The organism is Nitrospirota bacterium (assembly GCA_004296885.1).
GTDB lineage: Bacteria > Nitrospirota > Nitrospiria > Nitrospirales > Nitrospiraceae > SYGV01.
On record SCVN01000002.1, the window covers coordinates 17,367 to 40,787 of the forward strand.

Annotated in this window: 21 protein-coding genes and 1 pseudogene; 13 read left to right on the forward strand and 9 right to left on the reverse strand. The window is 59.0% G+C overall.

Features of this window, described 5'->3' with window-relative positions; genetic code table 11:
* The first annotated feature begins 217 nt into the window (after positions 1-217).
* The gene (locus EPO61_00405; GenBank protein ID TAJ10777.1) at positions 218-1,363 is read left to right on the forward strand and encodes a hypothetical protein; all 1,146 of its coding nucleotides are present in this window, start codon (positions 218-220) and stop codon (positions 1,361-1,363) included.
* On the forward strand, positions 1,360-3,789 hold the full coding sequence (locus EPO61_00410; GenBank protein ID TAJ10778.1) for a PAS domain S-box protein: 2,430 nt from the start codon (positions 1,360-1,362) through the stop codon (positions 3,787-3,789). The genes EPO61_00405 and EPO61_00410 overlap by 4 nt, the downstream gene beginning before the upstream one ends.
* 632 nt (positions 3,790-4,421) lie before the next feature.
* On the opposite strand, the gene EPO61_00415 is transcribed toward EPO61_00410, so the two are convergent.
* The 3 genes from EPO61_00415 to EPO61_00425 all read right to left on the reverse strand — a co-directional run bounded on the left by EPO61_00415 (position 4,422) and on the right by EPO61_00425 (position 6,992).
* Positions 4,422-5,003, reverse strand: a complete 582-nt coding sequence (locus tag EPO61_00415; GenBank protein TAJ10779.1) for a PAS domain S-box protein — start codon at positions 5,001-5,003, stop codon at positions 4,422-4,424.
* A 666-nt stretch (positions 5,004-5,669) separates the two neighbouring features.
* Entirely contained in the window at positions 5,670-6,266 is a 597-nt protein-coding gene (locus EPO61_00420) for a DUF3365 domain-containing protein (GenBank protein TAJ10780.1), read from the reverse strand.
* Positions 6,267-6,464: 198 nt separating this feature from the next.
* A complete protein-coding gene (locus EPO61_00425) occupies positions 6,465-6,992 on the reverse strand; it encodes a DUF1794 domain-containing protein (GenBank protein TAJ10781.1) in 528 nt (175 codons plus the stop codon).
* A gap of 100 nt (positions 6,993-7,092) precedes the next feature.
* Here EPO61_00425 and EPO61_00430 point away from each other — a divergent pair, with 100 nt between their 5' ends.
* Complete coding sequence (locus EPO61_00430; GenBank protein ID TAJ10782.1) at positions 7,093-7,272, forward strand: hypothetical protein; 180 nt, start codon at positions 7,093-7,095, stop codon at positions 7,270-7,272.
* Positions 7,273-7,386: 114 nt separating this feature from the next.
* A complete protein-coding gene (locus EPO61_00435) occupies positions 7,387-8,166 on the forward strand; it encodes a hypothetical protein (protein TAJ10783.1) in 780 nt (259 codons plus the stop codon).
* Positions 8,167-8,198: 32 nt separating this feature from the next.
* Here EPO61_00435 and EPO61_00440 read toward each other — a convergent pair whose 3' ends face one another.
* Positions 8,199-9,263: a hypothetical protein gene (locus EPO61_00440; GenBank protein TAJ10784.1), complete on the reverse strand. Its 1,065-nt coding sequence runs from the start codon at positions 9,261-9,263 to the stop codon at positions 8,199-8,201.
* Between the two features lie 125 nt (positions 9,264-9,388).
* Positions 9,389-11,032: a tetratricopeptide repeat protein gene (locus EPO61_00445; protein ID TAJ10785.1), complete on the reverse strand. Its 1,644-nt coding sequence runs from the start codon at positions 11,030-11,032 to the stop codon at positions 9,389-9,391.
* 142 nt (positions 11,033-11,174) lie between these two features.
* Here EPO61_00445 and EPO61_00450 point away from each other — a divergent pair, with 142 nt between their 5' ends.
* Positions 11,175-12,281 carry a dipeptide epimerase gene (locus EPO61_00450; GenBank protein ID TAJ10786.1) on the forward strand — a complete coding sequence of 369 codons (1,107 nt, stop codon included), beginning with the start codon at positions 11,175-11,177 and terminating at the stop codon, positions 12,279-12,281.
* A gap of 90 nt (positions 12,282-12,371) precedes the next feature.
* On the opposite strand, the gene EPO61_00455 is transcribed toward EPO61_00450, so the two are convergent.
* Positions 12,372-12,617, reverse strand: coding sequence for a ribbon-helix-helix protein, CopG family (locus EPO61_00455; protein ID TAJ10787.1), 246 nt, complete (start codon positions 12,615-12,617; stop codon positions 12,372-12,374).
* A gap of 99 nt (positions 12,618-12,716) precedes the next feature.
* Positions 12,717-13,436, reverse strand: coding sequence for a hypothetical protein (locus EPO61_00460; protein ID TAJ10788.1), 720 nt, complete (start codon positions 13,434-13,436; stop codon positions 12,717-12,719).
* A 104-nt stretch (positions 13,437-13,540) separates the two neighbouring features.
* Between EPO61_00460 and EPO61_00465 the strand changes: the two genes are divergently transcribed.
* Positions 13,541-14,116, forward strand: a complete 576-nt coding sequence (locus tag EPO61_00465) for a hypothetical protein (GenBank protein TAJ10789.1) — start codon at positions 13,541-13,543, stop codon at positions 14,114-14,116.
* Positions 14,113-14,382: a hypothetical protein gene (locus EPO61_00470; protein TAJ10790.1), complete on the forward strand. Its 270-nt coding sequence runs from the start codon at positions 14,113-14,115 to the stop codon at positions 14,380-14,382. Before EPO61_00465 ends, EPO61_00470 begins: the two co-directional genes overlap by 4 nt.
* 73 nt (positions 14,383-14,455) lie before the next feature.
* Here EPO61_00470 and EPO61_00475 read toward each other — a convergent pair whose 3' ends face one another.
* Positions 14,456-14,635 carry a hypothetical protein gene (locus EPO61_00475; GenBank protein TAJ10791.1) on the reverse strand — a complete coding sequence of 60 codons (180 nt, stop codon included), beginning with the start codon at positions 14,633-14,635 and terminating at the stop codon, positions 14,456-14,458.
* Positions 14,636-14,829: 194 nt separating this feature from the next.
* Between EPO61_00475 and EPO61_00480 the strand changes: the two genes are divergently transcribed.
* From EPO61_00480 to EPO61_00500, 5 genes and pseudogenes are all read left to right on the forward strand, one after another.
* The gene (locus EPO61_00480; protein ID TAJ10792.1) at positions 14,830-15,117 is read left to right on the forward strand and encodes a DUF4258 domain-containing protein; all 288 of its coding nucleotides are present in this window, start codon (positions 14,830-14,832) and stop codon (positions 15,115-15,117) included.
* The gene (locus EPO61_00485; protein TAJ10793.1) at positions 15,114-15,341 is read left to right on the forward strand and encodes a type II toxin-antitoxin system MqsA family antitoxin; all 228 of its coding nucleotides are present in this window, start codon (positions 15,114-15,116) and stop codon (positions 15,339-15,341) included. Before EPO61_00480 ends, EPO61_00485 begins: the two co-directional genes overlap by 4 nt.
* A gap of 198 nt (positions 15,342-15,539) precedes the next feature.
* On the forward strand, positions 15,540-15,722 hold the full coding sequence (locus tag EPO61_00490; GenBank protein ID TAJ10794.1) for a hypothetical protein: 183 nt from the start codon (positions 15,540-15,542) through the stop codon (positions 15,720-15,722).
* Positions 15,723-15,914: 192 nt separating this feature from the next.
* Positions 15,915-18,595 (forward strand): annotated as a pseudogene (locus EPO61_00495) (site-specific DNA-methyltransferase).
* 6 nt (positions 18,596-18,601) lie between these two features.
* Positions 18,602-21,730 (forward strand): type III restriction endonuclease subunit R, encoded by a 3,129-nt coding sequence (locus EPO61_00500; protein ID TAJ10795.1) that lies wholly within the window; start codon positions 18,602-18,604, stop codon positions 21,728-21,730.
* On the opposite strand, the gene EPO61_00505 is transcribed toward EPO61_00500, so the two are convergent.
* Positions 21,702-22,103, reverse strand: a complete 402-nt coding sequence (locus EPO61_00505; GenBank protein ID TAJ10979.1) for a hypothetical protein — start codon at positions 22,101-22,103, stop codon at positions 21,702-21,704. The genes EPO61_00500 and EPO61_00505 overlap by 29 nt on opposite strands.
* A gap of 111 nt (positions 22,104-22,214) precedes the next feature.
* Here EPO61_00505 and EPO61_00510 point away from each other — a divergent pair, with 111 nt between their 5' ends.
* Positions 22,215-23,390 carry a Fic family protein gene (locus tag EPO61_00510; protein ID TAJ10796.1) on the forward strand — a complete coding sequence of 392 codons (1,176 nt, stop codon included), beginning with the start codon at positions 22,215-22,217 and terminating at the stop codon, positions 23,388-23,390.
* The last annotated feature ends 31 nt before the right edge of the window (positions 23,391-23,421 follow it).

The window sequence follows — 23,421 nt, forward strand, 5'->3', positions numbered from 1 at the left end:
ATTTATACTCTTTCACTTTTCAATTGACAGAGCATAGGCAGAAGAATACGATTTCGCATGCCAACCGAGCCGCATGCCGTTGTTTTTCTTTCGCGCGCTATGCCTTCTCGGCCTCGATCAATTTCTCATTGCTTGCCGCTCCGATACGTACGCTCTTCCGAAGCGACACTCTGTAGGAATGCGAGTTTCATAACAATGGCCGTGCTGATTTAAGCTTATGAAGCTCGAACAGACTTGCTGGACACAAGCAAGAGGATGGGAGCCTGAGCCGCCTGGGCGGTTAGGTATGTCGGCTCAATTAGTGTTGCTCTTCGGCGCTACGGCAATTCTTAAGGCAGGCATACCTTTGAATGAAATGAAACAGTTGTATCCCCGCGCCCGTTTCATGGGATGCTCGACGGCTGGTGAAATTTTCGGGACCCAGGTCTTGGACGATTCGCTCGTCGTCACGGCCGTGCAGTTTGAATCCACCACCCTTCAAGGCGTCAGTATTTCACTTGCCGAGGCGGGGAGTAGTCTGGCAGCCGGTTACCGGCTGGCACAGTCGTTCAAACATGAAGGACTCGTCCACGTGTTTGTGCTGAGCGACGGGCTTGCGATCAATGGTACTGAATTGGTCAAGGGCCTTATGCAGTATTTGCCCTCAAGCGTCACGGTGACGGGAGGCTTATCAGGGGATGGCGATCGGTTTCATGAAACGCTGGTCCTATTGGATGGCCCCCCGCAGCCACACATAATTACGGCGCTCGGCTTCTACGGAAATCGGATCGCGGTGGGATATGGATCACTGGGAGGATGGGACCCTTTCGGGCCGGAGCGACTCATCACACGAGCAGAAGGGAATGTCTTGTATGAGCTCGATGGTAAATCAGCGCTGGCATTATATGCCCAATATTTGGGTGAGCATGCGAAAGGGCTGCCGGCGACCGGACTATTCTTTCCGCTCAGCATTCGCATTCCAGGCGAGGAACATGGAGTGGTTCGAACCATCCTCTCAACCAATCCTCTCGACGAGAGCCTGACCTTTGCCGGCGAGATACCGGAAGGCACCTATGCGCGATTAATGAAGGCCAATTTCGACCGTCTGATTGACGGTGCCGTCGGTGCGGCTAGGACGTCCTATGAGGCTCTTGGCTCTTCGTCGCCGGATTTGGCTGTGCTGATCAGTTGTGTTGGCCGCAAACTGGTGCTCAAACAACGCATTGAGGAAGAGGTGGAAAGCGTTCGAGAGATCCTCGGCAATCGGACCGTCCTGGCGGGCTTTTATTCCTATGGTGAAATTTCCCCGTTTACCCGAGGCGCGAAGTGTGAGTTACACAATCAGACGATGACCGTCACTACCTTTTCGGAGCGCGAAAAATGACGCTGCATCGGCTGCTTGCCCGCCAGCTCAAACAGTTCTTATCCGGTACCTTCACCTTCCAAGCATTTATGGACGCCGTGAATCAGGCGTATCAGGCTGCAGATCAAGACCGCAATATGTTGGAGCGTTCGCTCGAGTTGAGCTCACAGGAACTTCTTCATGCGAATTCGGAAATGCGTGCTATGGTACAGGCCTTTCCGGATATTTTCTTCTTGTTACGGTCGGACGGAACAATTCTGGCGTGCAAGGGCGGGAACCTGACGGATTTCTATCTCCCGTCGCGGCGGCTAATTGGCAAACGGATCCAAGATATCCCGATGGGACAGGTAGGGGAGCAGTTCGCCGACGCCATTCAGAGCATTCAAACGGGAAAACCTCTGGTCAGTCTCGAATATGTCTTAGAGGAGAGCGATCAGGCAACCTGGTATGAAGCGCGGCTTGTTCCAGAGTGCGAAGGTCAAATCCTGGTGATCGTGCGCAATATTAGTGAGCGCAAACGGTCCGAGGACAGGTTCCGGCGCCTGCTGGAGGCGGCGCCGGACGCCATGGTGATTGCGGACTCGGCCGGGCAGGTCGTGCTCGTGAACTCACAGGCCGAACGTCTGTTCGGATATGAGCGAAAGGACGTGCTAGGACAGCCGGTCGAAGTCCTAGTGCCAGAGCGGTTTCGTCATGGCCATGCCTTCAATCGCAGAGATTATTCCAGGAATCCAAGAGTGCGCGGTATGCGCGCTGGTTTGGATCTTTACGGCTTGCGCAAGGATGGAACCGAATTCCCCGTGGAGGTCAGTCTCAGTCCGCTTGAGACCGATGAAGGCGTGTTTACCATGAGCGCGATTCGAGACATCACGGATCGCAAACAAGCGGAATTGACGCTGCGAGAATCAGAAGAGCGATTCCGACAACTGGCTGAGAATATTCAGCAGGTTTTCTGGATGACGACACCGGACAAAAATACAATGCTCTACATCAGCCCTGCCTACGAGGCGATTTGGGGCCGCACCCGTGCAAGTCTATACGCCTCACCGCGTGATTGGCTGGATGCTATCCATCCCGAAGACCGAGGTCGAGTTCTGCATGCCGCACTTACGAAACAAGAGACTGGTGAATACCATGAAGAGTATCGGATTATCCGACCGGATGGGTCTGTGCGCTGGATCGAAGATCGCGCCTTTCCTATACGAGAAGCATCTGGAACCATCTATCGCCTGATTGGCATTGCGGATGACATTACGGAACAAAAACAACTTGCAGAACAGTTCCGTCAGTCTCAGAAAATGGAAACGGTGGGACAGCTGGCCGGTGGTATCGCGCATGACTTCAACAACATGCTGACCGTCATTATCGGTCAAAGCATGCTCTTGCTAAGTAAGCACGACTTGCAAAGAGCCCATCGCAACAAAGTGGAACAAATCAAGGAAACAGGCGAGCGGGCCGCCGCGCTGACCAAGCAATTGCTGACCTTCAGTCGCCGGCAGGTGCTTCAACCGATCGTGCTGGATCTCAATAGGGTCATCAGTCATGCTGAGCAGTTGGTCCGGCGGTTACTTGGAGAAGATATCATCTTGCAAACCATCCTCCAACCAAACCTTGGGCCTATAAAGGTTGATCCGGGTCAACTCGACCAAGTTATCTTGAATCTGGCCATTAATGCGCGCGATGCCATGCTGCAAGGCGGATCACTCACGATAGAAACTGCGAACATGGTGTTGGAACAGGCCGATGCCGACCGCCCCCTTGACGTCTTGCCAGGTTCATACGTGATGCTGGCCGTAAGTGATACAGGCTGTGGGATGGATGCCGAGACCAAGGCCCGCATCTTTGAACCATTTTTTACAACCAAAGAACGCGGGAAAGGTACGGGGTTGGGGCTCTCGATCGTGTATGGCGTGGTAAAACAAAATGGAGGCTTCATTCAGCTCTCCAGCACGTTGAACCAAGGCAGCACATTTAAAATTTACCTGCCCATGACTCAAGATCGGATGGCGGTATCTGCGGGACATCCTCAATTAGAGCCCCTTCTCAAGGGAACGGAGACGATTCTCTTAGTCGAAGACCAGGACGATGTTCGGGCATTCACAGAGACAGTTTTGGAGGAATATGGGTACACGGTCTTGGTGGCACGGGATGGCAGCGAAGCGCGCGGTCTCAGCGATACTTACGAGGGCGTCATCCACCTATTGGTAACCGATGTGGTCATGCCGGGTGAAAGCGGCCCCAAAGTAGCCGAACAGTTGGCATGCGACCGGCCTGACATCAAATTACTGTATATATCAGGTTATACGGAGGAGAACATCATCCGTCACGGTGTTCTTGATCATGCTGTGACTTTGCTTGAAAAGCCATATACGCCGACGGTACTTGCCCGGGAGGTACGGAAAGTACTCGACAGCTTCCCCTTACGTTCTTCCCATGCGAACATCTAAATAGCTCGCCCATTTGACTTGTCTTGACGGTCTTGCCGATTTTGTCGTGCATCGAGTGACAACTGAGAAACGGTGTCATCGTGACGTATTCGCTTACGGTGCGCTTTGCGATGGGGAACGAGCGCACTGTACGATCGGTGATGGGCGTTTCAGGTGTCTCGTATCACACATAATCATCAGCACGGCTTCAGGAGATGGTAGTGGGCACGCAATTTAACTATTTGAATTTATAAGACGCAACCCATGAGCTTTAGCATATGTCACATTCTTCCGATAAGAGTAATTGACACGCACTACTCCCCTTTTGGTTTCGATCGGCTGGCGCAAGGGCTCCTTCGGGAGCCCTTGCATTATGTGCGTCTCACCGGTCTCGGTTTCCTTTGTTGATGTGAAATTTCTTCTGTGTCGATTATTCAAGCTGACCCATTACCCGGACGATATAGGCATTCCCTGCCGTGACTCTGATGTCATGAAGAGAGGAAGGTCGACGGCTCGACTCCGTAGCACCGGCACCCGTCCGATGACCTTGCCTTCATTCTGAACACTGGCAATATTGGCGTCGCTTATCACAGACTTGCCGGTTCTCGTGACGATCTCGAATTCCACACGGGAGGGAACCGGGGCTCCATTTTTCAGCGCAGCCAAACGGGCTTGGCGCTGGCCTTGGACTCTGGCGTGAGGAATGCCCAGATAGGTCGTCCGACCAGATCGGGACTCGGCCAGTCTGCGAGCCGTTCCATCGCTCGGTTGCCCCACTGAATGGCACCCTCGAGGTCGATATATACGATCGCGTCGTTGACGTAATCGAGCATCGCTTGCATCTCTTGCTCGGAGGCGAGGCAGGCCCGAGTCTGTTGCTCGACCTGTTCTTGCAAACGTATATTGTTGATGGCCAGCGCGGCCTCGTGTTCTTGAATCCTGGACTGTTGTGCAAAAATCTGCGCCCGCAGTTTTTTGAAAAACACCTCGAAGCGCACTAGCTCATTGCTGCCCCACGAGCCTGCCATTGAAATGGCCATACCTCCGGTGATCTTGTTGCTGTCTCGGTCCAGACGGTCCGACAAGCGGGCGAGCGGTTGCGTAATGATGTGACGAGTCCCTATTGTAAGCAATTCCATTCGCAGCAGGCTCAGTCCGGCTCCTCCAGCCAGCAGCATCCACAAATCGTCACGATCTTCTTGAAGATATTGGTCTGCTGGAATGATGATCTCCAAGCCCCCGAGCACATCGTTCAACTTAAAATCATGTCTGACGCTGCGGGGATGACCATTATGGCAGTCGACTCACGACTGGGCCGCGGCACGATCCGTGGTCAAATAGCGAAAGACGGATCGGCCGCCCAGTGCGTCTAACCGGTAAAACCGCCCCGTTGGAGTACCCTGCAGATACTCGAGGCCTCGCGTTGAAACTGATCGGAAAGACCTCGGCTTGGATTAATGGGCCACGAACTGATGAGACGGGCTCCAAAGAGGGCACCTTGCGCAGCTAACCGACTAGATACTTCTTGGACGAACACCACCGGGAGCGGGAATTGTCCGTGGGTTTGGCTATACTCCGCCCCGATACTCCCCCCCCGATTTCGATTAAACGAAGAACAATAACCCTCGTATAGTAATCTCGGTCTGCCAGCACCTGCAGGCTGATGCTCTGGGCTCTCTTCGCGAGTTTATCGTACAGTCTGGTGCCGTTGTGTTGATGAATGATCCATGCCATAGTTCCGATCATCAGAAGAATGGCCGGGAAAATGATCACCATGAATTGAGAAGCGATCCGCCAGTTACGGAACGTCACGGTTCTCATCACGTCCCCCTAACTTCCATGAGCCATACTCGAAAGCGTGAAGCATGAGCGGCTCATCTCACCTGTTCCGCCGGCCGTTCCTAGGGGGCGAGCGGGATCAGCAGCAGCAGCCCGCCTATGACGCCCTGGAGCTTGAAATCATTTTTCGGACTGTCGGGATGGGCGTTATGGCAGCCGATGCAACTCTGAGAAACCGCTTTGTCGGCATAGAGGGCTTGGAAGTAACGCGTGCCGCCCTCGGTCGTGAAGCCCGTGTAAGGGCGATCGCTATGGGCCTGGACCTCCGCCAGCCCGGCCTTCTCGAACTCGGTCGTTGGGCTGTTCCGTTTGTTGATGGCCCAATTGCTGATGAGCCGGAATCGAAGGCCGTTCCTCTGCTCCGCCACCAACCGGCCGGCCTCGATCAAAAATTGAGCCGGCAAGGGGAGCCGTCCGCTCTCTCGCCAATTTTCTGCGGCAGAGACGACGCCGCGCAGCTGCATCCGCTCCACCACCTCCGTGGTGTACACGGCTCGATCTGCCTGGATAACTGCATGCAGATACTCGGCAACCATTTCGGGGGGGATGCCATTGGGCGGATCGATGGCCTTGCTTCCCGAGGAAAGACCCAACTGGCCGAGGAGGCAGGTGACGAATGCGCCGACAGCGAGGCCCCACCAAAAATTTTTGCGATGCATGCCGTCGTCTCCTTTTTGTAGGCTGTTCCCGACAAGGTTCGCGCGCTGCTTTGCGCGCCCCCCCTCGCAGCATGGGTGCGAAGCGCAGCAGAGCCATATCATCGGCACGATAAAAATGATGCGCTGAAACGCTTGAAAGATCAACTGACCTGCGCCTGACCGGCATCGCGGCGGCGCGACCGCGCCGAAGCGTGCGCCTTAGACGGACTGCATGCGCTTCAGACGGTTCTTGTCGCGGTGATGAAACGGCTGGCCTTGCCCCTTGATGCGCAGCTGCGTGTCCTCTTCATAGCTGAAGGTCTGGGTGTTGTGGACGGTGACGGTCAGTTCGTAACGGACCGTCTTGAACGCCCGATCCAGGAACCGGTTCGAGCAGATGCCGTAGGTCTCCGATCCCGCCTCTGCGGAGAGCGTGAAGGATTTTGCCGTGGGTTCCGCCGTTCCCCCGGCGATGCCGGAGACCCCGCGCGGCACGATGAAACAGCGCAGGACTTGTTTCTCCTTGGGGTCCCAGAGCCAGTACCCAACTTCTTCGTGAAACGGGCCTGCTCTCCGATGCGCCAGGCCGTGGTGCGATCGGTCGAGAACTGTTTCAATCCTCGCCCTTCCCGAAGGAAGGGCGCTACTCTGACTTGCCCCGTAGTGCATCACGGCTGGTTCATCCCCACGACCGTGGGGAACGCCTGATGGAAGGCGCGCGCCGCAGCAAGCCAAGCGGGCCGGCATGTGACGGCGATCGGCAACGGCGGCGCACCCCGGCCGTAGCCGCAGGCGGCAGGTCGGTGTTTCTTGCACCTTCCGGTAGGCTCGAAACGCCGGCTATGCTATGATCGCGGCCATGCTCCACTGTCCCAAGTGCAACAGCCCCGAGCTCTCCCGGCTGCATCGCCATTTCTGGGATCGGCTGATGAGCCTGCTTCTCGGTCTCTACCCCTTCAGTTGCGACCACTGCGGGCACAACTTTCGGACGCGCTACCATCCCGCGCCGCCGGCCGGACTGGATTAACCGCTGTGCCCTCCAACCACCGGGCTCCGGCGGACGCCCCTGATCGAAGGGCGTGCCGAGCGGCTCCCCGGCCTCCGAGCGAAGACCTTGCATTCGGAATCGGCGTTGCCTAGCATGGGACGCAGCCGTCACGTCCGAATCCCGCAACCGACATCGTCACCCATGCGTCGTCTGATCGTTACGAGTCTGGTCCTGGCCTGGCTGGGTCTCCTGGTCCGCGGCCTGCCGCTCCGGGCCGAACCGCTCAAAGAGGTCGTGGGCAAGGACGGCGCTCCGATGGTGCTGGTGCCGGGGGGCGAGTTCATCTACGGAGAGGGGGACGAGCGACGCCATCTGACGCTGCCCCCGTTCTACATGGACAAGTACGAAGTGACGACGAAACGCTATGCCAAATTCCTGCAAGAGATCGGGCGGAAGGAACGGGAGCGGTCCAACGAAAGCAGCCAGGCCAGCGCGGGCGATCGGCCGATCATCGGCGTGGACTGGCAGGATGCGGAGGCCTATTGCCGCCACTACGGAGAACGCCTGCCGACGGAAGAGGAATGGGAAAAGGCGGCGCGGGGGACGGACGGGCGGATCTACCCCTGGGGCAATCACGAGCCGACGCGCAACTTGGCCAGCTACGATTGGGACGGGAAGCAGCGCTGGCACGGCTATAGCGGCCTCTTGCCCGTGGGGGCCTTTGAAGCCGGCAAGAGCCCTTACGGCATCTACGATCTGGCCGGCAGCGTGACCGAGTGGACGAGTTCGGATTTCGACCGTGACACCAAGGTCGTCCGCGGCGGATCTTGGCTCGTGGATCCCTGGACGCTCCGCGCGGCGCATCGCCACGGGATCATTCCCACCTACCGCCTCAACGTGCTGGGCTTCCGCTGTCTGCAAGACGCGCCGTAACGACGGGCGCATCCGTCCTACCGCGATCCGTCCTACTGCCTGATCCGGCCTTCCCCCCGAATAGGTCCGTGCTCATCCGGACGCAGCAGCCGATTGCTCGCCCCCGAGTGCACGCCCGGCGGGGTCTGCGCACGGGCATGCGGCACGGTGTTGTGGCGAGGCTGGCCGGCCGTGGTCGAGGACTTGGCATTGTTGCCGCTGTCTCCGCCGCCCTGGGCCTGGTCCACGCCGGCGCTCCCGTCTTTGGATGCCGTCAGGTCCTGCCCCGGCCCGACCTGTGCGCCGCCCAGACCGAGCCCCAAGGCCCGGGGCGCGCCGATGTCGCGCAAGGCGTCCTTGGGCGCCTCGTGCTTCAGGCTTTCCTTCACGTGTGTCGCCCCGATCGCATCCTGCATCCGCGCGTGGGTTCCGGCCGCGATCAAGGCCGGAGGGCCAGGCGGCGCGCCTCCATCGGTGTGGGAGTATTGGCCCGCCTCCAACCGGCTGATCTGTCCGCCTGCGATGAAGTCCACCATGCCGGCCGTTCCGATGTTCGCCGCGCCGCTCAAGGTCCCGTCCGCCCAAACCACCAGCGTGCCGCCGTGGGCCACGACGCGGGAGGTCGGCGTCTGCACCTCGAACGTCGCGCCGGCGGTATGGGCGCTGCCCACCATCGCGCGCAAGCTGCCTTGCGTCAGCCGCACCGTCGTGGCGGCCTGGGCTTGGGCCGAATCGTGCCGGTGGTCGAGGATCTCGACCCGGCTGTTCTCGCCCAGCGTGAGGAGGTTGCCGCCTTCGAGCAACACCTTGGTCCGCCCCTGCGCGTGGGTTTGGATCACGTCGTTCTGTTGCAGGCTCTCCTTCGTCGTGGCCGGAAACGGCGCGGCCGGGTCCAGATGGTCCATCATGACCTTGCCCTGCACGGACGTGATGGCCCCGATCCCTTTGCCCGTGCTTTGGGCCGGTTCCTCGGCCCAAGCCGGCGAGAAAAACAAGACAGGCGTCAGCGCTGCCGCCAGGCTCCAACCCCGGGTCAAGCCGTAAGGGCTTTTGCATGGAGATGTCATGGGCGACCTCATGTGCGCAGGTGAATTGTGGTGCAGCCGAACGGAACGCATATCAGGATGTTGAAAAAGGCCTTCAGCAAGGCCGCAGCAAGCGAGATCCCGAGTCGTACTTGTTGCCGTACGTCGAGGGAGCGAGCGATGCGAGAACGACGCTGGAGGCCTTTTTCAACATCCTGTTAAAACGAGGCGTTCAGCATCAGCGAATAGATGCTTCTGGTATAGCTGAACACGTCCACGTTCGTGTCGTCCCGCATATACGTGTACTGAAACGTCAGCGACAGTTGGTCGTTCAAGTCCCGGCTGGCCGCCCCCGTGAAGCTATAGATGTTATCACGCCGACGGGTCGTGGGGTCCACCGCGTAGGAATTCGGGTTCAGATACTGCTGATGAATCCAGTCGAACGCCAGGGACACCGCCACGGTGTAGACGGGCGGCAGCTCCAGCCCCGTCGTGATGTGATGGCCCTGGTAGGCCCAATCGGCATTGTCCAGCTGGTTGGGCGGGCCCGCCACCTTGGGCGAGCCGCCGCCCGTCACATCCGTGTCGAAGATGTAGCCCAGCCAGGCCCGGCCCTTTTCCCCCAAGGCGAGATATTGGGTCAGGCCCACCAGCCAGTTTTTGCCGTTGCGCGAGGAGTTCAGCAGAAACCGCCCGTCGCGAAAGACCTTGTCCATGTATCGGAACTGGAGCACCGTCGAGGTGACGTCGGATTCGCTCAGGGTCAACGAGGTCAGGGCCGTGTTCGCGTTCAGGTACGGCGAGCGTCCCACCAGCGTGTAGTTATAAATGTATTGCAGGTTGAGGCTGACAGGCCCGTCTTGATATTGCACGTAGGCGCTGGGCGCATGGTCCTCCACGTCGAAGCCGCTGAGCTTGGAATGGAAGCTCTGGTAGATCGAGTAGGAGATGCCGCCGGCGAACCGATCGAGCTGCAGGGCGCGATAGTCCACGGACCCGTTGAGCACCGTCCGATAGTCGCTCTGCCGGGAAATGCCGGTGGCGCCGGCCGGCGGGGAGGTGCCGCCGGGCAGCAGCACCACGTTCGTGTCGTATTCCATCCCGCCCGCGGCGGTCACCTTCCAGGCGCTGGGCTCGGCCTTGGGCGCCTCCGCCGGCGCCTGCGCGAGCAGGTCCTTGGCTGCCGCGGCATAGTCCGCCTCCGGCGCCGCCGCAATCGCCGCCTCCAGCGTCTGCTTCGCTTCGGTGAAGGCCCCGCGGCGAAAGTGCGCCACGCCGCTGTAATACTGGGCGGTCGGCGCCAGGTCCGGGCTCAACTCCGCGGCCCGCTGAAACCGGTCCGGCGCCGCCTCGAACTCGCCCAGTGCATGATGGACTAGACCGAGAAAGAGATGCACCAGCGCATCGTCTGGCTGGACTTTCTCGGCGGCGAGCAAACTGGCTTTGGCCTCCGCATACTGCTGTTGATGGTATTGGACGATGCCCAGGCCCAACCAGGCAGGGCCGGACGAGGCATCCAGCGCGAGCATGCGCCGGAACAGCGCTTCGGCCTCGGCATACTGCTTGCGGCGCAGCAGCGACTGGCCCAGATAGTTGCCGGCCTCGGGATCGTCCGGTTTCGCCTCGAGGGCGGCGCGGAAAAATGTTTCGGCCTGCTCGTAGTGGCCCAGCCCGAAGGCCATGGCGCCGCGCGAGTAGTTCAATTCGTAGACTTCCAGCGCCTCCTGGGCATGAGCGGGAAGGACCGCCCACAAAAACAGGAGCCACAAGCAGGCGACCTGACAGACCCGACCGGCGGGCCGGCGGGGAACAAGAGCCGGGGCCATGGTTCGAATCGTTCGGGCGGACAACAAGCGCAGCATAGGCCCAGTCTTGGCAGCCTCCCATTTTCAAGTCAAGCCCGTCGGCCTATACGTGCGGCCCCCTATCTGCCGGGGTTCCCGGTCTGTTACAACTGACGGGGCGACCGGCGCAGGCCCAAGCCTGAGCAAGTGGGAGGCAGCCATGTCCAGCGACCCGACCGCGATCACGAAAATCGAGCTCTGGCCGGCGGACCTGCCGCTGATGGACCCCTTCGTCGTGGCCACGGGCAGCCGCGTGACCGCCGAACTCCTGTTCCTGCGCATCACGCTGGCGGGCGGCGTCCAGGGCTATGGCGAGATCGCGCCGTTTCCCGAAGTCGGCGGGGAGGATCGCGCCTCCGCGTTGGCGGCGGCCACGGAGCTGGGCCGTATGGCCCTGGGCCGATCGGTCACGGAGTATGAGCCGCTCGGCAGCCTGTTCTACGAGCAGGCCGCCAACCATCCGGCCGCGCGCTGCGGGCTGGAGACGGCGCTGCTGGATGCCCTCTGCCGCCACTTGCGTATCCCCCTCTGGGGCTTCTGGGGCGCGGCGGACGTGAGGACGCGCGAGACGGACATCACCATTCCCATCGCCGACCGGGAGAAGACCGTTGCCCTGGCGCGCGGCTGGGCGCAACGAGGATTTCGGACCTTCAAAACCAAAGTCGGCACGGACGTGGAAGGGGATATCCGCCGGCTGGAGGCCATCCATCGCGCGCTACCCGGGAGCGCCTTCATCGCGGACGCGAACCAGGGCTTCACCGTCGAGGCCTGCCGGAGATTCCTCGCCGAGCTCAAAAAGATCGGCGTCACGCTCCTGTTATTGGAGCAGCCGGTCCCGCGGGAGGATTGGGAGGGGATGGCGGCACTGGCGAAAGAAACAGGGGTGCCGGTGGCAGCCGACGAGTCGGTCCGCTCGCTGGAAGATGCGCAACGGGTGGCCAGGACTCAGGTGGCGCAGGTCGTCAACATCAAGATCACCAAGACCGGCCTGCTGCAGGCCATCGAGATCGCCAAGTTTGCAAAAGGCGCGGGGTTGTCCCTCATGGCCGGGGGCATGGTCGAGGCGCGGGTGGCCATGGGCTGTTCCTTCGCGCTCGTGCTGGGATTGGGCGGATTCGACTATCTGGATTTGGACACGCCCCTGCTGCTGGCAACCGATCCCGTCACAGGCGGCTTCCGCTACGAGGGCCCCATCCTCCACCCCTGGTCCGGCCCAGGCCTGGACCTGACGGTAGCGCCCACCGGCACCGTGACGACCATCGAATGAGGAAGACAAAGGCCGGCTCGGTCTTTGTCGGCTAGGGTCGCTCTTCGCGGAGGCTGATCAGAAACTCGGCGAGCGTGACCACTCACATGGTCAGCGGCCTTGCAACACCAGGGCTTCAACCTCAGCCTCGGTCACAAGGCCTTTCTTGCGGGCCTGGCGCACTCCGTAGCGCTGAAGGCGATGGAACTCTTCTTCTCGCCGCCGCTGTTCGTAGGCCGTAAACATGTCGCGGAACAACTGGCTCTTATTCTTCGCTTCGGTCTTGGCCAGCTTTTCAAACCGTACAGCCAGTTCTGACGGCACCGAGACGGTTACGGGAACCCGAGGCCGCTTCATAGACATCTCCATTGCCTGCAAAATTGTACAGTTGGGCTAAGAAGAGGTCAAACCAACTGTTCGAGGATGGCATCGAAAAGTGAGCGGCTTGATGGAAAGCTACTGCCGGCAGCGGCCGGACCAGCCGTTCTGCGGAGAGGCGTCCTCCCACAGGTCGGTCGGGCAGAAGGCCCGCAGGACCGCCTGGGTCGCGAGCTGGTCGATGCCGTAGGTCGGGGAGGCCACCGGCTGGGTCCAGCGGGCCTTGCCGAGGGAGAAGACCTCGCCCGTCTCCACGCCCACCACGCGCACGGACACGCTCACGTCGAACCCGTCCGCATAGTAGCCCTTGCCCGCGGCGCTGGCCGTCTCGACGAAGGCGACCAGTTGCGCCCCCACCAGCTTCCCCACGCTCACCTGCGACCGGTCGTCGCCGTATTGGAGCTGGGTCTCCTGCTCCTTCAGCAGCGCGCCGAGCTTGTCGCGCTCGACCACGTCGAACCCCTTCATCAGCAGCGCCCCCCGCGCCACGATCAGCGCCTCGTCCGAGCCGGGGCCCTTGGGCCCCTTTACCCAGACCGAGCCCTTCACCGGCTGCTTCGGCCAATGGTAGGTGCCGGTCGTCTGGACGAATTGAATGTGCTGTTCCGGGTGAGCCGGGGCCGCCTCTGGCTGGGGCGGTGGCGCGCCGGCACAGCCGACCACCAGCAGAACGACGAGGCTCCATCCAATCGCGCGCATCAGGCTGCTCCCTGGACCCAGGCGGTTATACCATACTTCACTGCCCGCGAGCGGATACGGCTCTTGCGGATGGTCTGGCCCTGTGTCTGAACCGTTCATGACCGTGAGATGTGCTTCACGAACGACGCTTCACGCTTCTTGCCATCGGCCCCCCTCCCCAAGGGGCGTGATTTCCCCCCCCGAAAAGCGTATCCTTCGCGGCAATGCGGGCGAAAGGGGGGGCAAGCCAGTCAGTGAGCGACGAGTTAGACGTGCTTAAATCTGTGACCGCACAATTGGACGGGGCCGGCATTCCGTATATGGTGACCGGCTCGATGGCGGCGAACTTCTACACCGTTCCTCGCATGACCCGCGATATTGACCTTGTGATCGAGCTATCCGAACGGGATGTGGATCGAATCACCTGCCTGTTTCAACAGGAATACTATGTCGATCGTGACATGGTCCAACGAGCCGTCCGAGACCATGCCATGTTCAACATGATTCACAACGCCCTGGTGGTCAAGGTAGATTGTGTCGTAAGAAAAGAGACGGACTACCGCCGGGAAGAGTTTGCGCGTCGCCGGGCCGTCGCCATCGCAGGCCGGCAGGTCTTCATCGTGTCGCCCGAAGATCTCATCCTCTCCAAGCTGGACTGGGCCAAGGAGAGCCGATCCCAGGTGCAACTGGACGATGTCCGGAATCTGCTCAGATCCGTGCAGGGACTCGACACAACCTATCTGACCCGCTGGGCGGACCGATTGGGTCTCTCATCACTCTACCGGGAGGTGTCGGCGTGAACGATACATCGCCCGACATGGACGCCCGCTATCGGGCCATGCTCATGCAGCGGTCCGGAGAAGAACGGCTCATCATGGGATGTGCCATGCGCGACACCGCGCGCGCCCTTGTGGAAGCGTCCCTGAGGGAGCACGATCCGCAGGCCACGGTCGCGACCATTCGCAGAGGCCTCTTTCTTCGCTTCTACGGGGACGACTTCGATGCCAAGAGCCGGGCAAAGATTCTCGCCGCCATCGAATCCGCCGGCCATCCCGTCGCCAGGTAACCAATCCTCTCGTAGCTCTCGGCCGTCAGCTCTTCTCCGTCTTCTGCCATATGCCATTAGCCATACGCTCTTATCATCGTAACGGCTTGAACGGCGTGTTGGGATTGTATTCGTTGATCGGATTCAGCGGGTTGTCGGGGCGGTATTGGTTGATGGGATTGAAGATATTGTAATCCCGCTGGTACTTCTCATCGAAGCCCGGCTCGGCAGAAATGGGAATGCTCCAGAAGATGACAATCGCGAGGAAGAGCAACGTTCGCTAAAGAGAAGACGGAGGTGGTCGCAATCTGCGACCACCTCGGGAAGCTCAATTCTCGCCAGCATCGCATCCCTCGCGTCGTCTGGCCACTCGAATACCCGGTCGGGTGGCTTTCAGGCCGGAGTTGCGCTAGACTTCTTTGCCCATGGTCCAAAGCGGCAAGTGAATAGGACAAAGGTTGCGACGGAATGAGCCATTTTCGCCTGGTCTTTCGGGTGCATGCCATCCAGCGGATGTTCCAGCGGAGGATCGGAGAGGAGGAAGTGCGACAGGTCGTCGTGACGGGAGAGACCATTGAGACATATCCGGAAGACAAGCCTTTTCCAAGCCGATTGATACTCGGTTGGTGTGGCTCCCGCCCGGTCCATGTCGTGGTGGCCGACAATGAGGATGCTCAGGAAACGATCGTGATCACGGTCTATCAACCGGATATCGAAGAGTGGGAAGCAGGCTTTAAGAGGAGGAAGCGCCGATGACCTGCGTGATTTGTAAACAGGGTGAGACCCGGCCTGGGACCGCGACGGTCACGCTCGAGCGCGAAGGCGCGACCGTGGTGATCAAAGGAGTGCCGGCGCATGTGTGCAAGAATTGCGGTGAAGAATACGTGGAGGAGGGCGTCACCGCGCGCCTGTTGAAGACAGCCGAGGAGGCCGTCCGATCAGGCGTACAGGTGGATGTCAGGACCTATGCAGCAGCCTAGGTGAATCGCGCGAATTGTCACCCCTCGGCGCTTCTCTCTTCCCCCTCCCGCCATTAGCCATAGGCTATAAGCTCTTAGCGCTCAGCCGTTAGCTCTCAGCTCTTTTCCGTCTCCTGCCATACGCCATCGGCTATAAGCTCTTGGGCTCTGGCCATAAGCCATCGGCTATACGCCATACGCTCTTATCATCGTAACGGCTTGAACGGCGTGTTGGGGTTGGTCTCGTTGATCGGGTTCAGCGGGTTCTTGGGATTGACCTCGTTGATCGGATTGAACGGATTGTTGGGATTGAGCTTGTTGAGCTGGTTCGCCGGGTTGCCCGGATCAACGCTGTTGATCGGGTTGAAGGGGTTCTTCGGGTCCATACCAACCTTCGGTTGAACCGCCGCGTTCGATCATATCGCGGCGGAGTGGTACTTTGCCACAAGTGAGCTTAGATTCTTCGCGCGGTCTCGCCTGATAGGGCCACGTAACCGGGCGATGGCGTCGAGAAGACATCTGGGCTAGACCTTTTTGAAGAGTTCTGCTTTACTGCTCTCCGGCCGACCGTCCACGGAGATAAGGGACAAGCGGATGCCCAAAGCCGGACGATCCAGCAAAGCTAAGTCCACCCCCAAGCCCAAGCAGGCCCAGAGTTACAAGCATCCTGAAGCGACCAGCCTCATGCGGCCGGAGGTGGGGACTCAGGCGCAGTTCAAAAAGAAAAAGCCGCCGAAGACCTACCGCTACGACTCGTCGCTATCGCCTTCACTCGACTGGGACGCGAAGAATCCCGCCCGCGAACAGGGCGAAGCCCTTATCAAGCAAGTCCTCGATGCCAAGAACCTGGAAGAAGCGAAGGCCGCAGCTTCCAAGCTCAAGAGTCTGAGCAAGCCTTTTCTAAATTGGGCCGGGAAGATGGAACGGCTCTCCTTCGATGTGCCGACCTTACCCCTGTTCATCCACGAGCGGTTGTCTACGAAAGCCATCATCGAAACGCTGGGGGGGCACAAGATCGACCAGCAGCAGTCCATGTTCGAACTCTTCGGCGATCCGCAGCATTCAATCGCCGACCAGGTGTTGAAAGCTTACGAGTACCAGGACAACTGGACGAACCGGATAGTCCTGGGTGACTCGTTGGTGGTGATGAACTCGTTACTCCATTACGAAGGACTCGGCGGGCAGGTACAGATGATCTACATGGACCCGCCCTATGGGGTGAAGTTCGGGTCGAACTTCCAGCCATTCGTCCGCAAGCGCGATGTCTCGCACAATGATGACGAGGATATGACCCGTGAGCCCGAAATGGTTCAAGCCTATCGGGACACGTGGGAGTTGGGCCTACACTCATATCTGACATACCTGCGCGACCGTCTGCTCCTCGCCCGCGATCTGCTCACGCCGAGCGGCAGCATCTTCGTCCAGATCAGCGACGAGAACCTGCACCATGTTCGCGAAGTGATGGATGAAGTGTTTGGGGTGGAGAATAGTCTATCTGTGATCGTCGTCCGGAAAACAACGAGTGAGGGAACTAAGTATCTTGGCACTACATCAGATTTCCTTCTGTGGTATGCCAAAGATCGAGAGCGAACCAAGTACCACCAGCACTACATTGATCGAAGTGACGAAGCCGAATCCCGCTACGACCAAATCATGCTGTCGGACGGAACAGTGCGGCCTGCCCTGGAAGAAGAGATGACAGGGTTGATACCGTTATCATCGGGAGCAAGATTGTTCCGCGTTGACAACATTACAAGTTCTCGTCCCGCAGGCGAAGGAGACCTTAGGGAGTTTGAGTATCTTCGGAAACACTTCACGCCTGGAAGTGGAACATTCAAAACTGATTTGGCGGGAATGGAACGATTGGCAAAAGTTGGTCGGCTGCATGTTACAGGAAAAGGAAAGCTTGGGTACCGAAGATTTAAGGATGATTTTCCTTTTGGCAAGGTTGGTAATCTTTGGGCTGATATCAGTGGAGCAGTGCAAAGCCGATCGGACCCAAAGATATATGTGGTCCAAACATCAACCTCAATCGTCGAACGCTGTCTCCTCATGACCACCGACCCTGGCGACCTTATCCTCGATCCGACCTGTGGCAGTGGGACAGCGGCCTACGTCGCCGAGCAATGGGGGCGACGGTGGCTTACGGTTGATACGAGTCGTGTGCCACTGGCCTTGGCTCGGCAGCGTCTCCTGACTGCGACCTTTCCCTGGTACGAATTGAAAGACGATTCACGTGGCCCAGCCGGCGGGTTCGCTTACAAGCGGAAGCAGAACAAGAAGGGCGAAGAAGTCGGCGGCATTGTGCCGCACATCTCACTCAAAACCATCGCCAACAACGAACCGCCAGATGAAGAGGTGTTGGTGGACGGCCGGAAGAACAGAACGGCATTACGCGGGTGACCGGGCCCTTCTGTTTCGAGGCGACGATCCCGACGCCGGTGGACTGGGAAGGCGATGGTGTAGAGGACTCTGGCACAGTCTCAGCCGAAGCCTATGGGTCCTTTGTTGATCGGATGCTGGAGGTGTTGCGCAAGAGTCCGGTGCTGCGACTGGAAGGGAACAAAACGGTCACGTTCCGAAACATCCGGCCCCCGGCCAAGACTCTGTCGCTATCGGCGGAGGCGCTTGTCGTCAACGGCGGGGAAAAGGCTGTAGCCCTCGTCTTTGGCCCGGAGAACGGCGCAGTCAGCGAAAAATTGGTCTACGAAGCAGCGCGCGAGGCTCATGCCAAGAGCTACACCCATCTCTATGTGGTTGGGTTTGCCATCCAGCCCAATGCCCGGACACTCGTGGACAAGTGCGCCGATGTGATGGGCGTGGCCGCCACCTATGTCCAGGCGACGCCGGACTTGATGATGGGCGACCTGCTCAAGAATATGCGGTCGAGCCAGATTTTCAGCGTGTGCGGCCAGCCGGAAATCAAGGTCTCACGCAATAAGGAGAAACAGTATCAGGTTGAATTGCTTGGCTTGGACGTGTTTGACCCCATTACTATGGAGGTCACGCACCGGACCGGCGAGGATGTGCCGGCCTGGCTCCTAGACACTGACTACAACGAACTGTGTTTCCACGTCTCGCAAGCCTTCTTCCCGCGGACGGGTGCCTGGGAGAATCTGAAGAAAGCTCTGAAAGGCGAGTACGAAACCAGCGTGTGGGATCATCTTGCTGGAACCACGAGCGCGCCGTTCGAGGCGGGCGAGCACAAGCAGATTGCGGTGAAAGTGATTGACGACCGAGGCAATGAATTACTCGTTGTGCAAAAGCTGTCCTAATATTCTATGAGCGCTCAGTCCTACGAAGTCCCTGAACCAATTCTGAATCCCCCATACAGCGAGCCCGCCAAGTACTGGAACCTGGAAGAGGGCCGTGCTCCCGTCAAAATGACCGGCCGACGACCAGCCGGCTACTTCTATCGCGATCCGAGAATTCCCGCAGAATCTGGAGACGGTGAACACGAGGCCCGCGGTCAATGGATGCCGCTGACACTCGTGAATCTGATCCGTGAGCGCATGGGCGCTTGGCGCTTGCAAGGCTATCCCGGTGTCTCACGCACGACGTTGGAATTGGTGAACTACTGGCAACGGGAAGGGCGGCAGCATCGCTTGTTCTTTGCCCAGCGAGAAGCTGCCGAGACGATTATCTTTTTAACCGAGGCCCGCGCCGATTTCCTTCAGGGCATTTTGGTGCCACGCGATGAACCCAGCGCTGATCGTCAAGCGGAGGGCTATCGGGGCTTCCTCCGCTACGCCTGCAAGATGGCGACCGGGTCCGGCAAGACGACGGTGATGGGTATGCTGGCGGCCTGGAGCATCCTGAACAAAGTGAATGACCGGAGCGATGCGCGGTTTTCCGACGTGGTGCTGGTGGTCTGTCCTAATGTCACGATTCGCAGCCGCCTCGGCGAACTCGACCCTCGCCACGGCGAGGCCAGTCTCTATCGCACACGCGATCTCGTTCCAAGCCATCTGATGGCCGACCTTGTGCAAGGCCGTGTGCTGATGACCAACTGGCACGTCTTCGAGCCGCAAATCGTCCAGGTCGGCGGGACCAGCGCCAAAGTGACCAAGGCCGGAGTCCCTACGCGAGTGCGTGAGACGATCACCATTGGGGCGAAGAAGACTACGGCGAGGGGGAAGCGCTATCTCACTCTGGACGATCTTACCCGTCAGGCGGCGGCGGGATTGATACAGGTTGTGAAGGAAGAACGAGATCATGATGGGACGATCAAGAAGGTGGTCGTCGAATCGACGAAGTATGTGGAGAGCGATACGGCACTCGTCGAACGTGTGCTGGGCCGGGACATTGGCGGGAAGCAGAACCTGCTCGTTTTCAACGACGAAGCCCACCATGCCTATCGGATCAAGCAGGCAGAGCCAGATGAAGGCGATGAAGATGAGAGTGACGATGACGACTTCGAGGAGTTTTTCAAAGAGGCCACCGTATGGGTGGAAGGACTCGACCGCATTGATAAGCTTCGCAGCATCAATTTCTGTCTCGATTTGTCGGCCACCCCGTATTTTCTCGGTCGTGTCGGCCAGGATACGAACAAGACATTCCCATGGGTCGTGAGCGATTTTGGGCTGACCGATGCCATTGAATCGGGTCTGGTGAAAATTCCTCAACTGGCTGTCCGAGATACGACCGGCTCCGAGATACCCGGCTACTTCAATATCTGGAGATGGATACTCAAGCAACTGACTCCCGCCGAGCGGGGCGGCAAGAAAGCTAGTCCCAAGCCTGAAGCTATTTTGAAGTGGGCGCATACCCCGATTGCCATTCTCTCCGGGTTTTGGGACGTCCTACGAAAGGAATGGGAATCCACCAAGGACGATCCTCGCCCGCCGGTCTTCATCGTTGTGTGCAAGAACACGAAGATTGCAAAAGTCATTTTCGATTGGTTGGCGAAAAACGAACCGCCTTCTGGTATTCCTCCCTTGGGGCTTGATGCGTTTACGAACCATAACGGCTTCGATCGGACTATCCGCGTTGACTCCAAAGTGGTGCAGGAGACTGATACGGGGGAAGCCAAGAATGATGAATCGCGGTGGATGCGTCTGACACTCGATACAGTTGGCAAGCGAACATGGCCGAGTGATCGGCAGGAACGGCCTATCTATCCCGAAGGGTTTGAGGAACTCGCCAATAAGTTAGAGCGACCGCTCCATCCTCCGGGCCGTGATGTGCGGTGCATCGTGAGTGTCGCCATGCTCACGGAGGGATGGGACTGTAACACCGTCACGCACATTATCGGGCTGCGACCGTTCATGTCCCAATTGCTCTGCGAACAGGTGGTGGGCCGAGGGCTCCGACGGGCCAGCTATTCGGACTTTACAGAGGACGGGCGATTGGTTGAAGAGGTCGCCAAGGTATTTGGTGTCCCGTTTGAAGTTATCCCCTTCAAAGAAAACAAAGGGCAGGCTACGCCGCAACCCAAACGGCATCACGTGCATGCGATTCCTGAAAAAGCTGTGTTCGAGATTCGTTTCCCGCGTGTGGAGGGGTACCAGCAAGCCATTCGTAACCGGGTGATGGTGGATTGGAAGACCGTGCCGACTCTTCGCCTTGATCCGAACAAAATTCCTAACGAAGTTGAGCTGAAGGCAGCGTTGCCTACAAACCGGGGACGTCCTTCGCTGACTGGTCCAGGCAAAATTGAAAGCGTCGATCTGAACCCGTTTCGATCAGGCAAGCGCCTCCAAGAGTTGGCTTTTGACCTGGCACGCGATGTCACGCGGGGGTATGTCGCGCAGCCATCGTGCCAAGCGCCGGCTCATGTGCTGTTCCCACAGATCGTTCGGATCGTTCAGCAGTACTTGCAAGAAAAGATCGAGCCGGTGCCGCCCGCGAACGTGCTGGACGTGTTCCTCTCGCCGTACTATGGCTGGGTCATTGAGGTCCTCGTGGCCCATGGTATTCGTCCCGATGTCACGCAAGGCGAGATTCCTGAAGTGCCCCGCTACGAGACGAGCCGTGGCCCTGGTACGACAAGCGAAGTTGATTTCTGGACTAGCCGCGACGTACGGGAGGTCGTGAAGAGTCACTTGAACTATGTCGTCGCTGATACCAAGCAATGGGAACAGGCAGCCGCTTACCACATTGACCGGCATTCTGCGGTCGAGGCTTTTGCGAAGAATGCCGGATTGGGTTTCGCCATTCCCTACCTACACAACGGTCAGATGCACGATTACGTGCCCGACTTTCTTATTCGACTCAAGACAGAGCCCGCAAGCTATCTGATCCTGGAGACCAAGGGGTACGATCCTCTTGAAGAAGTAAAACGGGCTGCGGCTGAACGGTGGGTGGCTGCGGTGAATGCCGATGGAACCTATGGCCGGTGGCAGTATGCCATCGCGAAGAAGGTTTCCGATATTCCAGAGATCATAAAAACAGCATCGGCACTAAAGTAAAGTCAACTGCAGTACATCCGGCCGAGGCAAAATAAGGGGTCGGGAGCCGACCCCTCCTCCCGCGCCCTCTGCGCCACGCTCGAAGAGGTGGTTCATGCCGCAGCCAGCCCGACTCCTCGCCGCGATCTGCTTCCTCCTGACCCTCTCTGCTCAGATTTCGGCCGGCAGCGACCGTGATCCGGACGCCTCGCTGACCCCTTGGGCGGTGAACAGTGAGAAGTGAATGGTGAAAGGGAGAGGGCCGGTTGTAGTCGAAGAGCCCCCATTCGATGGGGGCGGCCTGGCGGTAGGCCTTGTGCATCTGGTCGCTGTGCGGCCAGAAGTCGGGGCTGGTGCGAGGCGGTGAGTTGATCGCGCTTCGCCGGTAAGGCAGGAATGCCTCTTACGCTTCCCTTCCTTGAATATGGCCGTTGCTCGCTTCCTTGTTAAATGCAGCCTATAATACAGACGGACGTGATCCCTCATGCGATAGGGAGGATCAAGCATGACTAGATCGGATCGATCGGACCGGGCTGGAAGTTATCAGCAGCAGCCTACCGGCTACCGCGCGTTCATTCCGGCCCCGTTGCCACCCGATCCGCCGCTGCGGCTTTCAGGAGAATTGCAGGGGCTGCTCTCGCAGGGTGATCGTGCATTGGGGCGGCTCGACGGCTCGGTCCTCACGCTCCCCAACCCCGATCTTTTCGTCTTCATGTATGTGCGTAAAGAAGCCGTGCTCTCCAGTCAAATCGAAGGGACGCAGAGTTCGCTACAGGACCTGTTGGAGGCTGAAGCCGATCTTTTCGGCGAGGCGCGCCCTGCAGATGTGGCCGAAGTCGTGAACTATGTCGCGGCGATGAACCATGGGCTTGCGCGTCTGTCCGAACTGCCTGTCTCCGTCCGTTTGATTCGGGAGATTCACGAGAAACTCTTGCGCGGCGTGCGCGGCAGCCGAATGACGCCGGGCGAATTGCGTCGCAGCCAGAATTGGATTGGACCTGCGGGGTGCGCGCTCAATACGGCCGCCTTTGTGCCGCCGCCCCCCGACGTTGTGCCGGCGGCACTCTCCGATCTGGAGCGTTTCCTCCACCAGGACGACGATCTGCCGCTCCTGATCCAGATTGGCCTTGCACACGCTCAATTCGAGACCATTCACCCCTTTCTCGACGGCAACGGCCGCGTTGGTCGCTTGCTCATCACCTTTCTGCTTACCGAGCGGGGCGTGCTCCACAAGCCGGTGCTGTACTTGTCACATTACTTCAAAGCCAATCGACAGGCCTACTATGATCGCCTGCAGGCGGTGCGTGATCGCGGGGATTGGGAGTCCTGGCTCGCCTTCTTTCTGCGCGGCGTGATCACGGTGAGCAAGGAATCTGCGGAGACAGCGAAGCGCATCCTTCATCTACGCGAGCAGCATCGCGGTGCGATTACGCATCACCTCGGACGGGCGGCGGGGAACGGGCATAAAGTGCTGGAGTCCTTGTTCGACCGTCCGATCGTCTCGGTGTCCGATGTCGTCAAGCTGACCGGGACGACTTACGCGGCGGCCAACAACCTGGTGGCACGTCTGGCTAAGCTGGATATCCTGGCGGAGATCACCGGTTATGCGCGCAACCGGCGGTTCCGCTACGACCCCTACGTGCGCTTGTTCACCGATGAAACGTTGGAGGCTGGACTATGACCCGCTTCGGTGTCATGGTGGAACGAATCAA

Excerpts from the sequence above, each read along its gene's own strand:
- EPO61_00405 (TAJ10777.1), top strand. The coding sequence starts at position 218 with ATGAAGCTCGAACAGACTTGCTGGACACAAGCAAGAGGATGGGAGCCT.
- EPO61_00410 (TAJ10778.1), top strand. The coding sequence starts at position 1,360 with ATGACGCTGCATCGGCTGCTTGCCCGCCAGCTCAAACAGTTCTTATCC.
- EPO61_00420 (TAJ10780.1), bottom strand. The coding sequence starts at position 6,266 with ATGCATCGCAAAAATTTTTGGTGGGGCCTCGCTGTCGGCGCATTCGTC.
- EPO61_00425 (TAJ10781.1), bottom strand. The coding sequence starts at position 6,992 with ATGCCGGCCCGCTTGGCTTGCTGCGGCGCGCGCCTTCCATCAGGCGTT.
- EPO61_00430 (TAJ10782.1), top strand. The coding sequence starts at position 7,093 with ATGATCGCGGCCATGCTCCACTGTCCCAAGTGCAACAGCCCCGAGCTC.
- EPO61_00435 (TAJ10783.1), top strand. The coding sequence starts at position 7,387 with ATGGGACGCAGCCGTCACGTCCGAATCCCGCAACCGACATCGTCACCC.
- EPO61_00440 (TAJ10784.1), bottom strand. The coding sequence starts at position 9,263 with ATGCGTTCCGTTCGGCTGCACCACAATTCACCTGCGCACATGAGGTCG.
- EPO61_00445 (TAJ10785.1), bottom strand. The coding sequence starts at position 11,032 with ATGCTGCGCTTGTTGTCCGCCCGAACGATTCGAACCATGGCCCCGGCT.
- EPO61_00450 (TAJ10786.1), top strand. The coding sequence starts at position 11,175 with ATGTCCAGCGACCCGACCGCGATCACGAAAATCGAGCTCTGGCCGGCG.
- EPO61_00455 (TAJ10787.1), bottom strand. The coding sequence starts at position 12,617 with ATGAAGCGGCCTCGGGTTCCCGTAACCGTCTCGGTGCCGTCAGAACTG.
- EPO61_00460 (TAJ10788.1), bottom strand. The coding sequence starts at position 13,436 with ATGAACGGTTCAGACACAGGGCCAGACCATCCGCAAGAGCCGTATCCG.
- EPO61_00465 (TAJ10789.1), top strand. The coding sequence starts at position 13,541 with ATGCGGGCGAAAGGGGGGGCAAGCCAGTCAGTGAGCGACGAGTTAGAC.
- EPO61_00480 (TAJ10792.1), top strand. The coding sequence starts at position 14,830 with ATGAGCCATTTTCGCCTGGTCTTTCGGGTGCATGCCATCCAGCGGATG.
- EPO61_00485 (TAJ10793.1), top strand. The coding sequence starts at position 15,114 with ATGACCTGCGTGATTTGTAAACAGGGTGAGACCCGGCCTGGGACCGCG.
- EPO61_00500 (TAJ10795.1), top strand. The coding sequence starts at position 18,602 with ATGAGCGCTCAGTCCTACGAAGTCCCTGAACCAATTCTGAATCCCCCA.
- EPO61_00510 (TAJ10796.1), top strand. The coding sequence starts at position 22,215 with ATGACTAGATCGGATCGATCGGACCGGGCTGGAAGTTATCAGCAGCAG.